The organism is Pseudomonadota bacterium (assembly GCA_039033415.1).
In the GTDB taxonomy this organism is placed as follows: Bacteria; Pseudomonadota; Gammaproteobacteria; order Xanthomonadales; family SZUA-38; genus JANQOZ01.
The window spans coordinates 71,335-86,194 of sequence record JBCCCR010000007.1 but is presented as its reverse complement, the minus strand read 5'-3'; the positions used below and the strand labels follow the sequence as shown (position 1 = coordinate 86,194).

General features: G+C 61.9%; 10 protein-coding genes. 8 read left to right on the top strand and 2 right to left on the bottom strand.

What is annotated here, in order from left to right; all coding sequences use genetic code 11:
* Nucleotides 1-167: 167 nt before the first annotated feature.
* From AAF358_07330 to AAF358_07320, 3 genes are read left to right on the top strand one after another with little or no spacing between them, the layout of a single operon-like run.
* Complete coding sequence (locus AAF358_07330; GenBank protein MEM7705345.1) at nucleotides 168-1,016, top strand: phytanoyl-CoA dioxygenase family protein; 849 nt, start codon at nucleotides 168-170, stop codon at nucleotides 1,014-1,016.
* The gene (locus AAF358_07325; protein ID MEM7705344.1) at nucleotides 1,013-1,846 is read left to right on the top strand and encodes an alpha/beta fold hydrolase; all 834 of its coding nucleotides are present in this window, start codon (nucleotides 1,013-1,015) and stop codon (nucleotides 1,844-1,846) included. Before AAF358_07330 ends, AAF358_07325 begins: the two co-directional genes overlap by 4 nt.
* Nucleotides 1,847-1,863: 17 nt before the next feature.
* Nucleotides 1,864-2,250, top strand: coding sequence for a phosphate-starvation-inducible PsiE family protein (locus tag AAF358_07320; GenBank protein ID MEM7705343.1), 387 nt, complete (start codon nucleotides 1,864-1,866; stop codon nucleotides 2,248-2,250).
* A gap of 36 nt (nucleotides 2,251-2,286) precedes the next feature.
* Here the strand turns inward: AAF358_07320 and AAF358_07315 are convergent, their stop codons facing one another.
* Nucleotides 2,287-3,846: an MFS transporter gene (locus AAF358_07315; protein ID MEM7705342.1), complete on the bottom strand. Its 1,560-nt coding sequence runs from the start codon at nucleotides 3,844-3,846 to the stop codon at nucleotides 2,287-2,289.
* A gap of 172 nt (nucleotides 3,847-4,018) precedes the next feature.
* On the opposite strand from AAF358_07315, the gene AAF358_07310 reads away from it, so the two are divergent.
* From AAF358_07310 to AAF358_07300, 3 genes are all read left to right on the top strand, one after another.
* On the top strand, nucleotides 4,019-4,663 hold the full coding sequence (locus AAF358_07310) for a DUF6151 family protein (protein ID MEM7705341.1): 645 nt from the start codon (nucleotides 4,019-4,021) through the stop codon (nucleotides 4,661-4,663).
* A 204-nt stretch (nucleotides 4,664-4,867) separates the two neighbouring features.
* Entirely contained in the window at nucleotides 4,868-6,970 is a 2,103-nt protein-coding gene (locus AAF358_07305) for an FG-GAP repeat protein (protein ID MEM7705340.1), read from the top strand.
* Between the two features lie 188 nt (nucleotides 6,971-7,158).
* A complete protein-coding gene (locus AAF358_07300; GenBank protein MEM7705339.1) occupies nucleotides 7,159-11,511 on the top strand; it encodes an Ig-like domain-containing protein in 4,353 nt (1,450 codons plus the stop codon).
* 10 nt (nucleotides 11,512-11,521) lie between these two features.
* Here the strand turns inward: AAF358_07300 and AAF358_07295 are convergent, their stop codons facing one another.
* On the bottom strand, nucleotides 11,522-12,430 hold the full coding sequence (locus AAF358_07295; protein ID MEM7705338.1) for an NAD(P)-dependent oxidoreductase: 909 nt from the start codon (nucleotides 12,428-12,430) through the stop codon (nucleotides 11,522-11,524).
* A 193-nt stretch (nucleotides 12,431-12,623) separates the two neighbouring features.
* Here AAF358_07295 and AAF358_07290 point away from each other — a divergent pair, with 193 nt between their 5' ends.
* A complete protein-coding gene (locus AAF358_07290) occupies nucleotides 12,624-12,800 on the top strand; it encodes a hypothetical protein (protein ID MEM7705337.1) in 177 nt (58 codons plus the stop codon).
* 125 nt (nucleotides 12,801-12,925) lie between these two features.
* A complete protein-coding gene (locus tag AAF358_07285; GenBank protein ID MEM7705336.1) occupies nucleotides 12,926-14,815 on the top strand; it encodes a winged helix-turn-helix domain-containing protein in 1,890 nt (629 codons plus the stop codon).
* The last annotated feature ends 45 nt before the right edge of the window (nucleotides 14,816-14,860 follow it).

Sequence of the window (14,860 nt, the reverse complement as noted above, 5' to 3'; positions counted from 1 at the left end):
ATGAATTTGGTTACCAAAAGTGTGCTGGTATGTTTTAGTGCTCATGCCGACAATCTCGGCGAGGTGGCGCTACAAGTCAAGCGACCGGCACGGTGATTGGTCAGCTCGCATTCTGTCTGTACTTCGGTAATCTAGCCGCTGGCTTTTTTCAGCAAAGGCAACGGATCTTGATCACCCAGGCACATATCGATGAATACCAAGAAATTGGCTGCGTCCGCATTGAGGGTGCATTCGGCCAGCAGTGGGTCGATCAACTCACCCAAGGCATCAATCGGGTGAGCGAGACGTTTGTGGCGGGGGAAACTCCCGAGCCGGTATGGGACTGTCCAGTGCCAATTTCTCCGACGCGGTACGAGGTGCCGGGCGGGGAGCAGATGAACGGCATCATGGCGTGCGCGCGGGAATTTCAGGACTGGATGACCCACTCGCCCGCCACGGAGCTTGTGGCGGAGCTGACGGGCGCCGACGATCTACGGTTTTGGGTGGACGCGGTTTTTCGCAAGACAGGCAGCGACGAGCGCCAGGCCACGCCCTGGCACAACGATGAGTGCACCTATGGTTACAAGGGAACGCAGATTCCATCGCTTTGGGTAGCGTTGACCGACGTAGCCGAGGACAACGCGCCGCTGCTGACGCTGGCGGGCTCCAATCACGATCCACACCGATACCACTCCACCTTTGCCCCGCAGGACATTGAGCGTCCACCGGATTATCTGCCCTGGCAGCATCTGCTGGATCGCGTGAATGCCCCGGACGCTGACATCCGCTCATGGCCGGCCCGTGCCGGGGATGCGCTCTTGATCCACCCTAAAACGATCCACGGATCGCGCGCCCGCACTGGCAGCGACCAGGGGAGTAGGCTGTCCTTTTCGACTCGCTGGCTGGGTTCTGACGCCCGCTGGGATCCCAACCCGCTGACCCTCCCGCTCGCGAACCTGCCGGACCAAAACGTTCTGGTGCGCGGTGAGGCGCCGCCGGAGTCGATTTTTCCGGTTGTCTGGCGCCGCGAAGCGTGAGTGCCGTTCGGCTTTCGTACCTCGATACGGAATTTGGCCAGCTTCATGCCCGTACCGCGGGTGAGGGGGAGCCGGTTGTGCTGCTTCATCTCACCCCGGGTAGCGGAGCTCAGTTCGACCACATCCTGCCAGCCCTTGCAGCGCAGGGTTATCAGGCATGGGCGCTTGACGCCCTGGGCAATGGGCGTTCGGCGCCACTGCCTCCTGGTTATTCGTTTGAGATGGCTGCGGCCGCTTTAGGACAGGCGATCGATCAAGCGAACCTGAGTTCGATCAAGCTGGTCGGTGGGCATATGACCGCCCAGATGGCGGTGGAGCTGGTGGTCACGCGTCCGCAGCTGGCGACTCATCTGGTCATCGACGGCCTCCCGCTCTGGGACCGAGAAACCCGTGAAAGAATCATTGGTCTCTTCGACAACAGCGCGCCGGACCCTGATGAAGCTGGCGGACATGTCCTGGAGGCCTGGCGTCGATCGTTGAACCTCCATCGAGCGTGGAACCCGGAACTCACGCTGGATGGGGCCGGCAATCGTCGAGTCATACAGGCTTTGGTCGACAGTCTGCAGCAGGGGCTGGACATGGAGCTCGGAGCCCGCGCCTTTCTGAACTATGACGTGCACCCGCAGCTGGCCAAACTGTCGCTGCCGACACTGGTGACAGCAGCGACCGGGGACACCCTGTTCGATCAGCATGAGGCCACCCTGGGAGCAATTCCTGGAGCCCGGTCGCATGAGTTTGCCGGCACCCATCCACGCCACGTCGACAGCCGTGCTGAAGAATATGCCCGGGTGCTCGTCGATTTCTTTCGGTTTGAGCCCGATTCACCCTAAAAGCTGAGGAAAACGCTTTGGCTGCTAGCCCAAACGGTATCGATGTAGGCAAACTGTTTGTCCTGATCGAGAAGACCATTCTGATCCTGATCGCACTGTTGACGGTGGGGGCGGTGATGATCGAGGTCGGCGTTGTCTGGCGTAACCAGACAATCCAGATCGCCGACATCCTGCTGCTGTTCCTCTATACCGAGGTCGTTTCCATGGTGGGCGTTTTCTATCGAAGCCAGGTGATCCCGGTGATGTACCCGATTTTTATCGCCATTACCGCGCTGGCTCGGCTGATCGTACTGCAGAGTAAGGACATGGCGCCGGAGACGATACTGTTCGAGGCGTCAGCCATTTTGGTGCTGTCGCTGGCGGCGATTGCGCTGCGTCAGGGTCAACACGACCATACCGAATAGGGGGCTGCTGTTGGATCGATTCGTGCGCTGATCACGTCACGATGGCTGCGGTGGACCTTGTCTTATCGTGCTCCAGGCGATGACGGCGGCTGTTGCGGCCAGACCGGCACATAGGAACATGAGCTGGCGAAAGACCGCCACATAGCTCTCCAGGATCGCCTCCCTTAGCGCCACGGTGTCGTCGACGGAAGTCAGGCTGATACCCGCCAGCTCGTGCGCACGGGCCAGCAGCAGAGCGCGGCTGTCGTCGCTCAACGCCAACGTTCCCAAGGCCTGGTTGAGCTCTCCTCGAAACCAGTAAACCGCCAGCGAGGTGAGGGCGGCGATGGCCAGCAGTCCGGCCATTCTCGCCGCCAGGTTGTTGATGCCGGAGGCGACCCCCGACTGGGATTCTTCGACCGAGGTCATTATTACCGTGGTCAAGGGCGCTACGCACAGCGTCATCCCGACGCCAATTGTCGCGATGCCGGGAAGCCAGTGGACCAGGTAGCTCGACGTCGTGGCGGGTATCGCCAGCAGGGCAAAACCGACGCCGGTCAGCCCGGCACCCGCTGTCAAAAGCCGGCGAGGCGACCGTCGCTTCAGCTGCTCCCCAGCCACCACGGATCCAAGGCCGAGCAGCAGCGTCAGCGGCAGAAAAGCCAGACCGGCCTGGAGTGCCGAATAACCCTGGACCTGAATCAGGTTGAACGGAACAAAATACAGCGCGCCGCCCAGCGCGAAGTAAAGCAACACCGTCATGGCGTTGGCACCACCGAACGTGGGTTCGCGAAACAGCGGGAGGGGCAGCATGGGCTCGGCTGTTCGGCTCTCGTAGACGAGAAACCCCGCCAGCGCGACAAGCCCGATCAGCAGCGCGGCAGTCTGGTTGTCGCCGCTTCCGATGCTCGCAAGGACCAGCGTCAAAGGCCCGAGTGCGGCGACGAGCAGCAGAGCGCCAAGCAGATCCAAACGGCGACCGGCGTCACCTGATCGGCCCGGTACTTTGGCCAGAGCCATCGTGCAGGTCAGCGCGGTCAGCGGCAGCATCACAAGAAAGATTGCGCGCCAGCCGATATGGTCGACGAGCGCGCCGCCCAGCAGCGGACCCAAAGCGGTCGTCAAGGCGGATGCGCCGGCCCATATGCCGATAGCGCGGGGCCGCTCCTCCGGGTCGAAGTGCACGTTGAGCAGCGCCAGACTGGTGGGTACCAGCAGGGCGGAGCCAGCGCCCTGGGCAGCCCGCCAAGCGATCAGCCAATGCGGATCGTTGACCAGCCCACAGGCGCCGGAGGACAGGCCAAAAAGGACCAGTCCGAGCACAAAAATTTGGCGGATGCCGAAGCGATCACCCGCTGCCCCGCCCACCAGCACCAGGGACGACAGCGCCAGGAGGTACGCGTTGACAACCCACTGCAGCCCCACGGAATCCAGCTCAAGGTCGACCTGCAGGGCAGGTAGCGCCAGGTTGACGATGGAACCCTCAATGAATGCCAGGCTGGAGCCGAGGACCGACACAATAAGCACCCAGCGCCGGGTGTTCTCAACGCAGGGCTCACATGACCCGCCTACCGGTTCGCCGTCGCAGGGCTGGCGAAGACCGTATGCCAGTGACATGGGTATACCTCTTGCTGTGTTACAGCTTGCTGCAACGATGGGCTCTGACCCCATTCAACACCCGGTTCGGTCGACAAAGCAAACCGGCTGTTCAAGAAACCGGCACTAAAGACCGGTAAACGCCATTTGACCTATGGCTGGATGAGAGTTGGACAACTAAGATGGCGTGTAAATGTCGGGAATCGCCACCATGACCCATGATCTTGAAGTGAGCTGTCGCTGCGGCAAACTGCGGGGTGTCGCTCGTGGAGTGTCGCCGGCCCTGGTCAACCGGGCTAAGTGCTACTGCGACGACTGTCAGCTCTTTGCGTTTTTTCTCGGCGAAACGCAGGACGTGCTCGACGAGTTTGGCGGCAGCGAAATCTGCCAGATGTCGCCGACCCACCTCGAACTCACCGAAGGCTCCGAGAACCTGGCCTGTGTTCGCCTAAGGCCGAAGGGCTTGTACCGGTGGTATGCCGCGTGCTGCAACACCCCGCTGGCCAACACCCTGACCAGCGCGATTCCTTTTGTGGGGATGATTCGTCCCGGCATCAACGGTGTCAGCGATGAGAGTGTCGGGCAGGTTCGGATGAGAATTCACGGTCGTCACGCCAAGGGCGGCGCCGGAGCCGCCAAGGCTCATCCCAAAGCCCCGCTATCAGCCGCCTTTGGCATTCTGCTGAAGCTTCTTCGCCGGCGCTTTGCCGGTGAGCACAAGCGTCACCCGCTGTTCGACCCGGAGTCTGGCAAGGCGATCGTCAAACCCCGCGTGCTTGAGGCTGATGAGCTGGCCGAGGTGCAGCAGGCCAGAGAGCGCTGGCTGCAAGCGGACTGACACCCGTGCCTTAGCGCCGGCTCGCGCGGTGATCTAGGCCGAGCTCGGAGCACCGTTTCGTTTTCCAACGGGTCCTTCCCGGCACCCTCGCAGCGGGGTGTGTGCACTTTTCGCGATTGCGTCGTTATCAGATCAAGTTCAACGCACCGCGAAGGAAGGAGCGCTCTGGTGAATCCTTGGATAAGTCATTTTTTGGTATCGGCCATGCTGCTTACAGCCGGGGCCTCGCAGGCCGGCACGTTGCTCCGTTCTGACAGCGAAAACCTGGTGCCCAACGGCGAGTTTGCACTCTCTCCAACTCAGACGCCGGGTGGCGGATGGACGGCGTCGACGGAGGGCGGAGGTGAGGTGTTCTACCAGGCGAGTACCGGCTTTCCGACGAGCGCGCTGGGAGCCGTTACGATGCGTGTGAGCGCCAGTGGCGACCGCGCAGCGTTGACCTCGGACTGTATCAACTTGCCGGCCACTTCGGGCGGACTCTCGTATCTGGTTACAGCCCGATACTTGCGGAGCGTTGGCAATGCCTCTCCCCGGCTGGCGCTTGAGTCTTTTTCCGGCGCTAGCTGCACCAGCGGCGTTCTAGCGGAGATCGGTGACGGCGGGCCTCGTGAGATTGGCTCGTCGATAAACGGCAATTGGAGTTTGCTTCGCGCGACCACCGGGCAACGGTCGGTGAGAGTCTCCTTGGTCCTGGATTTTGCCGAGACCGGCGAAGCCGTGCAGGTGCTGTGGGATGACGTCTCGCTCCGACAGGTCAACCACATCGAGAACCCCCGTGGCGTGCTGTGGGTGCAGAGCGATCTTGTGAGTGGTGAGGATAACGGGGCAGATGACGGCTTTGGCACTTCGCTAGCCGTCGGTGATTTCAACGGTGACGGCCGCGACGACGCTGCAATCGGGGTCCCGCTGGAAGATACCGCTGCAGGTGTGGATCGGGGCCAGGTGATGGTCGCTTACGGTTCGCTCTCCGGTCTGACGAGTGCCGGCGCGCAAGCCCTGTCGCCGTCGCAGCAGCCCCTGGAGCAGGTCGGTGAAGCGCTGGCAGCGGGCGACTTCAACTGCGATGGCTTTGATGACCTGGCGGTCGGGGCGCCAGCCAGCGACACAACCTTCTTCAACGCGGGCGCTGTATATGTGATCAACGGCTCTGCCGTCGGCCTCGCCCCGACGTCCACGGTCAGAATCGATCGGGACACCGGGGACATCAACGGCAGCTCCGCCGGTGGCGATGGATTTGGCGCCAGCCTGGTGGCGGGAAATTTTGACCGGGACAGTGTTCAGGCAGGCGATCGGTTTCGGCAGTGTATCGACCTGGCGATCGGCACGCCGGGCGCCAGTATCAATGGCCAAAACGGAGCGGGCGCTGTGTTTCTGCTGTTTGGGAGCGCCGGTGGCCTGGAAACCCGTTTCGATAACCCGGGTGGGCGTGTCTGGCATCAGGATCGATCGCTGATTGCCGGCGTGGCGGAAGCCGGGGATCGCTTCGGAGGATCGTTGACGGTGGCATCACGAGGGCCGCAACAGCCAGACCAGCTGTTCATCGGCGCCAATGCGGACGAATTCAATGGCCGCGTCGGCGCCGTTCACCTGTTGCCCGGTGACGCGTTCAGCCAGTTCATGGATCAGGCGAGCAGCGACCACCTGGTGGCTGCAGACATCAGTGAGCCTGGCCTGGAGATTAACGGTTTCGGTAAGGCATTGGCGGTAGGCACCGACTACGACGCGACGGACCAATTTCCCAGCCTCGCGGCGGGGGCGCCCGACAGCGACCTGACTGCTGTGCTCGACCCCGACGTGGGCGCCGCGGTCCAGGTGACCCTGTCGTCCTCTTTCCAGGTTCTCAACGCCATGCTGCCGGAGGTTTTCCTGCCGCCTACCGAGGAGACGCAGGCTAACTTCGGGTGGCAGGTGACCTATGCCGACACGCTCAATCGGGCACTTCGAGGGGAACTCTGGGTAACGGAACCTGGCTTCAATCTCGACCGCGGTAGTCTTCGGCTGACCGGACGAAGTCTCCTGGGGATCGGTCCGAACACCCCGGTCGCGACGACGGACTTTGTGTTGGACGATTTTGGGTTCACCGGCAACCCGGGCGATCGATTTGGGCAGGTCATTGCCCGTGGCAACTTCAACGGGTTTGGTGGAGATGAGCTGCTGATTGCCGTTCCGGGCTGGGATTCGACCGTGCCGTTAAATCCGCCTCAAAACATCGGTGCGGTCCTGGAGGTGTCGTTCGACGCCGGGCTGACGGAGGTAGTGCCCGACTTTTTGTTCAGCGACAGCTTCGAGCTGCTGGTGGTTCGCTGAGCGGCTGAGAGGTCTTGCCGTTGCTGGGTGAGCTGAAGCGCAAATTGGCGGTTCTGACCCGGTGTCTGGTTTCGTCAGCCCGAACCCCGTCAAATCCAAAGGCTAGGGCGATTTGATACAGCTAAAGGACCCAACAGGCCTCGACCTGGGTCACACTTCTAAACAAGCGTTTTTGCTAGGTTTACGGGATGAAAAAGTCTCGTTTTCTGGTCCCGCTGCTTGCGCTGCAGCTTTGCTGCTTGTCCCCAGCTTGGTCGCAAGGGGTCCCGAATATTTCGAGACCTGGGCAGGCCGGCGTGTTGCTGGCAGGTCCTGTGGCTCCGGAGATGGGTCGCCTGGCGGTGATCGCCTGGCACGGCGACTATCTTTTTACCCTCCCTGAGATTCCTGGCGGCCCCCCGGGCGACTGGATTGTGCGCGCTTGGGACCTCTCGGATCCCGCCAATCCTAGCCGCGTGTCGATCACGCCGCTCACGGGTGACAACGACGGCGATTCACTGGTGACCCGCCACGGCTTCATGGCCCACGGGTTTATCAAGACCGGCGACGTTCTCAGCTCAGGGCGGGCATTTCGAGTAGACGGCAACACGCCGGTCGAAACAAACAACGTGAACTTTCGGATGCTCGGCTGGACCCATGGGGGCATGAGCGTCCCGTGGGGCGCGACCAACTACTGGTCCTATGGCGAAACCGACGAGCCGGCAGAGCTGTATCTGGACCTACCCTATGGCGCTACGCCGAATGCCGTCTTCGACCCGGTCGGGCAGACCGGCGTCATCGGGCACCCATTTATCTTTGGCACCACGCTTTACTACGCCTCGGATCAAAGCCGATCTGGCATCGCTTCGTACGATATTTCCGACCCCTCCAACCCGGTGCTGCTGGACGTCCTCACCCAGAACAGCGTCGGCGGATACTGGCCTGACCCGTTTGGGCTGAACGGCCGGCTCTATTTCTTTTTCCCGCACGACAACCCGGTCGGTGGCTTCCAGGTGGTCGACGCCACCGATCCCACCGACCTCCAGCTGGTGGCCTCGGTACCGCTCGCCGGCAATCTGAACTACGCCCAGTTCCAGGATGAGTTTGCGTTCAGCGAGCGCTACAAAATCGATATGCGTACCTTCGACGTGGTGCTGGAACTCGACGAGGAGGCCAACAATCGCAGCGGCGAACGCATCGACACCAGCCAGTGGCAGCTCCCTGTTGGCAACCTGGTGGTCACCGGCGGAATCTATATCAACGGTACCTGTTCGGTGCCCGGGGGTGGAAACCACTGTGGCACCGGCATGTCGATCTGGGTTCATCAGGAGACCCCGGACAACCGTGGTCCGTTCGTCGGCTACCACCGGCCGGCTGACGGCGAGACCGGCTATCCAACCGACTTTCCGATTCAGGTGCTGATCCACGAGACGCTGAAGTCAGAAACCATCAACAGCTCAACCGTCCTTCTCCAGCCGGTCAACGGTGGAAGCCTTGGCTCGCCGCTGGCGACGGAGCTGTGGTTCTCGTCGAACGACATCCTGTCGATTGTTCCTGAACAGCCGCTGGCTGATAACACCACGTACCAGGTCACCCTGGTCGACGATGGCATCGAAGATGCGGTGGGCAACGGCATGCAGGGCTACTCTTTCACCTTCTCGACCGGCAGTGCCCTAAGCGGAAACGCCCGTCCGGTGATCAACAGCGTCAGTACCAGCTCATCACCCGTATCGCCTGGCACCTCACTGCAGGTCAACGTGTCTGCCGTCGATCCCGACGGTGGATCGCTGGAATACCGATTCGACTTCGGTGATGGCTCGACCCCCACCGACTGGGGGTCGGCCGCCCAGGCCAGCCACAGCTATGCGGAGGTTGGTCACTTTGGCATCTCGGTTCAGGTACGTGATGCCCAGTCTGCCGTAGCAACCGGAACAACGGGCGTCGCGGTCCTCAACAACATCACGCCGGGTGACCATCGACGGTCGCGCCATCTCGCACGGGCCCCCGACGGTCGGATCTGGGTGATCAATCCGGACAACAGCACCGTCGCGGTTCTTCGAGACGGCAATCATCAGCGGGTTGCTGAATACCGCACCTGCGCTGACCCGCGAAGCGTTGCGTTCGACGCAGCGGGTCGCGCCTGGATCAGCTGTTTTGATGCCGATCAGCTGATTGTGTTGGAGAGTGACGGCCGGCGTGTCGCCACCGTCGACACCGGCTATGGCTCGGCGCCTTTCGGGGTGGTCGCGCGGTCTCAGAACAACCGTATGCTGGTGTCCCTGTACGGCAGCGGCGAGCTGGCTCTCTTTGACGCGGCCGGGGTCACGGAGCTGGACCGCCTGGCGCTGGGCCCTACAGCTCGAGTCATCGCGTTAGCGGACGGCGGAAATCGGGCGCTGGTCACCCGATTTATATCGCCCGAAGACCGGGCGGAAATCTGGGATGTCTCCGTGTCGGCTAACGGCCTGAATCTGGACCGAACGATCACGCTGGCTCAGCAGTGGGGGCCTGACGAACGTTTTGACGGTCGAGGTGTGCCCAACTATCTGGCCTCGGTCAGCATCACCCCCGACGGCAGCCGGGCCTGGGTGGCGGCGAAGAAGGACAACACCACCCGTGGGGTTTACCTGAGCGGCGAAGATCTCGATCAGGACAATACGGTGCGGGCCATGGTGGCGCAGATCGATCTGGCGAGTGGCACCGAACTGGAGGAGCTGCGGCGCGACCTCGACAACAGCGAGCAGCCCAGCGACATCGAGTTCTCACCGCAGGGTGACTACGCTTGGGTCAGTCTGCAGGGCAGTAACGTGGTGTTGGTGATGGATACGCTGATGATCGACGCTGGCTTTACCGGCGTATCCAGCGTGATCTCCCGTATCGGGGTGGGCCTGGCGCCACAGTCCCTGCTGCTGGAGCCAGGCACAGACATACTGCTGAGCCATAACTTCCTGGACCGTCAGGTCAGCCGGGTCAATGTGGGCAGCTTGCTGAGCACCGGGAGCACGTCTTTCAGCAGTTCTACCCGGGATCTGGTGGGCCGGGAGGCGCTGACGGTCGACGTGAAGCAGGGCAAAGAAATTTTCTACAACGCCGCTGATGAGCGCATGAGCGGCGAAGGCTATATGACCTGCGCAACCTGCCATATCGACGGCGGCCACGACGGCCGTTCGTGGGACTTTAGCGGCCGCGGCGAGGGTGTGCGCAACACCACCGACCTGCGGGGACGAAGCGGTACCGGTCATGGTCTGGTGCACTGGAGCGCCAACTTTGACGAAATCCAGGACTTTGAAAACGATATTCGTGGCGCGTTTGGCGGCACGGGCTTTCTCACCGAACCGCAGTTCAATCAGACCAGCAATACCCTCGGCACACCCAAAGCCGGGTTAAATGCGGAGCTTGACCAGCTGGCCGCGTACGTTGCCTCGCTGACCCCCCAGACCGTGCCCCGATCGCCACAACGCCGCAGCGACGGCGGGCTGACCTCGGCGGCTCAGCGCGGGCGCGACATCTTCGCCAGCCAGGGCTGCGCCAACTGCCACAGCGGTGCCGAGCGGGTGCAGCGGACCGACCTCACGTTGGCGTTGGAAGACCTGGGCACTACCGGCACCGATTCGGGTGGACGTCTGGGCGGCAACCTGGCGGGCATTGACGTGCCCACCCTCAACGGAATCTGGGACACCCCGTCTTACCTCCACGATGGCTCTCAGCCGACGCTCGAGCTGGCGCTGCTGTCGACCGGCGATCGGGCCTGGCAGGCGGAGCAGGGTAGTTTGAGCGGCAGCACCGACATCCGCTTTCAATCGCACTGGGCGGTGGATGACCTGGCGGTGCTCCGCGGCGGTGAGTACGTCAACATGGATGACGGATCGGCGGTGACCTTCGATGTGAATGTTGGGGGTGCGACGGACGCAACCCTCACCATGCGGTATCACGCCAACTACGGCGACGCCAATCTCACCCTCACGATCAATGGTTCCAACCAGTCGGTGCAGGCGCCGCGCACCCTGGCCAACGACTGGATGTTTCGTCAGTGGGGAGAAATGAGCCTCCCGATCCAGCTCAGCGGCGGCAGCAACACGGTCAGGGTTCGGTATGACAACGGCGGATCGTTTGGCCTGGACGAGATCCGAGTCAGCGACACGGCCAGTCAGGTCAGCCGGTCGACGCCTCACAGCCGGGTCGCCGACCTGAGCGGCGGCGATTTCAGCGACCTGCTGGCTTTCCTTCGCCAGCTGGATGCGCGCCCGGATAACCCGCTGACTGTGCAGATCAGCACGCCTGGTGCTGATTTTGGAGTCAGCGGAACCGTCAGCGTCACGGGAACCGCCAGCGGGGCCGTGGATCGGGTCGATGTCGCGCTGGCGAACGGCCACTTTGTGGCCGCCAGCGGCACGGACAGCTGGTCCGCGGACGTGAGCGCTCAGGGTGTGGAACAGGGCTGGCAGGTGATTACGGTGCGGGCGCATGACACCTTGACCGGCACCTGGGTAGAAACCCAGCGCCAGATCAATCTGGGCGCCAGCGGACCGCCGGCGTTGATCTTCATCAACGGATTCGAATAACCGGCTTCGCCTATTCCTGGGCCTGCGTCAGGCTCCAGGACTCCGCCGCGCGTGGCGGCAGAACCTCGCAGATCTGGCTGTCCAGCAGCGACAGGACCGAATCAAACCCATAGCGTGGTTGCCAGCGGAGTTCGTTCTGCGCCTGCGTGGAATCGTAAACCCTGTCGATCGACGCGGGCAGGGACCAGCCCCGCTTGTCGAAGGCGTCACCGAGCTCCGGGCACCGCTGTCGCAGGATGGTCGGCGCGTCGGAACGGAGCCCTTCACCATCCGCCGGCTCGAAGGGTGTTCTGCCGGAGAGGATAAAGGTTCGATATGGTTTGCCGGGCTTTATGATCGCCAGTCGGTGCCCATCAGCGACGTCCCGCGCGTCGACGCCGCGGTGAAGTCGATAGGCCGCCATGAGGGGCGCGGGTTCGGGAAAACATCGCGACATGCGTAGCGTGGTGATTCGAAACCGGTCGCTGGCCTCCGAGGCGAGGTAGGACTCCGCCGTCAGCTTGGTTCGGTGGTAGATCGACTTGGGTAGCGGGTGCGTCGCTTCGTCGATCCATGCGGCTCGTTTCAGATCTTCGTCCACCGCGTGGCCGTAAAGCGCGGTTGTGCTGGTAAAAACCAGCGTCTCAACGCCAGCGCGTTTCGCCGCCCTAACTACGTTCCTGGTTCCTTCAATGTTAGTCAAAAGGAAATCCTCGTCCGGCACAATGCCGACGTGCGGCGCGTGCAGGGCGGCGGTGTGCACCACGGCCTGGGCGCCCTCGAAGGAGCGTTCGAGCAGCCCGACGTCATGGATATCGCCGACCACCGAGGTTGCTGACGACAGCGCGCGATCGATACCGATCACCTCATGGTCGCTGCTCAGGCAGAAATGAATCGCCCGTCCGATTCGGCCGCTGGTTCCCGTTACGGCGATACGCATGGCTTCGACCTCAATCACTCATCCCGCGGAGTGTGCGAAAGCCTGCAGCCTAAGCGAGCGGCTGGTGAACTGCCAGGGTAACCGGATTGTCGCGTCCCGCGGGTCGGCGCTGAAAGACACCCGGAATATGCGCCGTAAGCGACCGTAAGAAATCGATAAGGACTCCTGGGCCTGGCTATTCCAGGCTCCGGGAATGAAGTTATTACGTCTGTTCGTCCTCACCTTTGGGCTTTGGATGGCCAGCGAGCTCGCGGGTCAGGCTGAAGGGTCGGTGCCTGCGGAGCGCCCGCAAGAAAGAGCGGCCGTTGGCTCCGAAGTGATTCAATCCGGTGAAGAACCGGCCAAAACCGAGTGCTGCATGCCCTGGTAGCGAGCGGAGGTTGACACCTTGCCGGTGTTGCTGAGGACACCGAACTGTGGATCGGCTAATGGAATGGCGTCTCGGGCGAGGTAAACTTGTGGGTCATCCAGCAGATCCGGCCCCGGCTCCTTTCGTTGACAAAGCAGTATCAAATCCGTTCCTGGCGGGTGGACGTTCAGGCACTTCGCCTCTACGGGTCCAGCGAGGAGGTGACGCTCGAGCCTCGCACCATGGCGCTGCTGGAGTATTTCTGTCGACATCCAGGGGGCACCGTCAGCAAAGACACGCTGCTGGACGAGGTATGGGGAAGCGAGCACTTCTCTGATTCCGTAGTCACACGGGCCATCTCGCTGCTGCGCACCGCGCTCCGCGATTCGCGAGAAAACAGCGAATATATTCAAACCGTTCCTCGGCGTGGTTACCGCTTTATTGCCCCGGTGGAGGCGCTTGAAACAGCCCAACCTGAGGCGCCAAACATTCAGACGGCCAATCGCCTTTCACGCAGACGCTGGCCCTGGGCCGCTGCGGTGATGCTGGCGGTAACGCTTGCTGGCTGGATTCTTTTCGAGTCGCCTGACAGCGCGGGGCCGGCGCTCCAAGCCCACCCGCTACAGGGGCTGAGGTCAATGGCGGTAGCGCCCTTTGAACTACCGATTGAGGATGGCCCCGAGCAACCGCTGGCTGGCCTGCATTTCGATGTGGCCGCGCAGCTGGCGCGGCTCGAGTCTCCTCGGATTTATCTGTTATCCCAGGAAGAGATCGGGCAGGGGGTCGCAACGGCTGCCGGTCAAGCCGGTGCAGACGCGGTGCTCAGCGGTCGGCTCTACCGCCAGGTCGACAAGATGTCGATTGAACTCAGGCTGCTGAGGATCGCCACAAAAGAACTGATCTGGTCATCAGAATACAGAATCGATCAGTCGCAGACCTTCATCACGCGACAGCAGATGATCCGGGATCTGGCGTCACTGACCCGTGCCGGTCTGGCGCGTTGGGAGTCGCGCGAACAGGACGCGATGATCAATGCCGAGGCTTTTGAATCGTATCTCAGAGCACTGTGGTTTTGGCGCCAGCGCACTCCAGAAAGTCTTGTGCAGGGACAGCAGCTCTTCGAAAAAGCGGTGCGGATCGACACGGGTTTCGCTGACGCTTATGCCGGGCTGGCGCTCAGCCACCTGGCCCGCGTTAGCTACGGTTATGAGGATCGCGAGCGAGGTTACAAAGCCGCTGCGGACGCGGCACGGGACGCCATCGCGCTGGACCCTGAAAACCCTTGGGCCCTGACGGCTCAAGGCGAAATTGCTTTCCAGCGTGACTGGGATTTTGAACGTGCGGGCAAGCTTTTTCAGGCCGCGATAGACGCTTCGCCCAGCGCTGTTGATGCACATCAGTACCTCGCGGAAATTCAAAGCATTCTGGGACGACACTCCCAGGCGCTGCAGACGATTGAAGCCGGGCTTTCGCTGCGTCCCGCCAGTCCACTGCTTCTGGGAATCAAAGGCATGGTTCAAACCGCTGCGGGTGAATACGGCAGCGCTAATGCGACCATGGAGACACTGGAGGACAAGGGTCCAGGGTTTGACTGGTTCTATTGGTATTGGTCGTTTGCACAGCAGCGCAGTGGCGATAGCAAACGTGCGCTGCTGTTGCGCCTACAGCGATATAAGGAGCGAGTGTCAGCGGAGAAGTATTCCAGGATGGTCAGTGGCATTGAGCGTGATCGGGGTGATATTTTTTGGGAGTTTCAGGTCAATCGACTTCAGGCTGGGGAAGGACCTACCTTTGCGGCCAGCGCCTGTCTGTTGGCAGAGGCATTGAGCGCTCTGGGCCGCGCGGACGAGGCGATGAATGCGCTGCGCCTGGCGGTATCACTGCGCGGAGAAGCGTTTCCGATGTTCCGCATCAGCCCCCAGTTTGATTCGCTGCGCGACCGTCCAGATTTTCAGAAGATCCTGCGTCAGTATCAGCTCCCAGCCTCCGGCGCAAAGGGCCCTCAGGATTCTGCCGCGGCTCAAATTCGTCACTGAAGGTACGATCGGATTCGGTAAACGGGCAGATCGAGTTCCAGGTCG

Excerpts from the sequence above, each read along its gene's own strand:
- AAF358_07315 (MEM7705342.1), bottom strand. The coding sequence starts at position 3,846 with ATGTCACTGGCATACGGTCTTCGCCAGCCCTGCGACGGCGAACCGGTA.
- AAF358_07310 (MEM7705341.1), top strand. The coding sequence starts at position 4,019 with ATGTCGGGAATCGCCACCATGACCCATGATCTTGAAGTGAGCTGTCGC.
- AAF358_07305 (MEM7705340.1), top strand. The coding sequence starts at position 4,868 with ATGCTGCTTACAGCCGGGGCCTCGCAGGCCGGCACGTTGCTCCGTTCT.
- AAF358_07300 (MEM7705339.1), top strand. The coding sequence starts at position 7,159 with ATGAAAAAGTCTCGTTTTCTGGTCCCGCTGCTTGCGCTGCAGCTTTGC.
- AAF358_07295 (MEM7705338.1), bottom strand. The coding sequence starts at position 12,430 with ATGCGTATCGCCGTAACGGGAACCAGCGGCCGAATCGGACGGGCGATT.
- AAF358_07290 (MEM7705337.1), top strand. The coding sequence starts at position 12,624 with ATGAAGTTATTACGTCTGTTCGTCCTCACCTTTGGGCTTTGGATGGCC.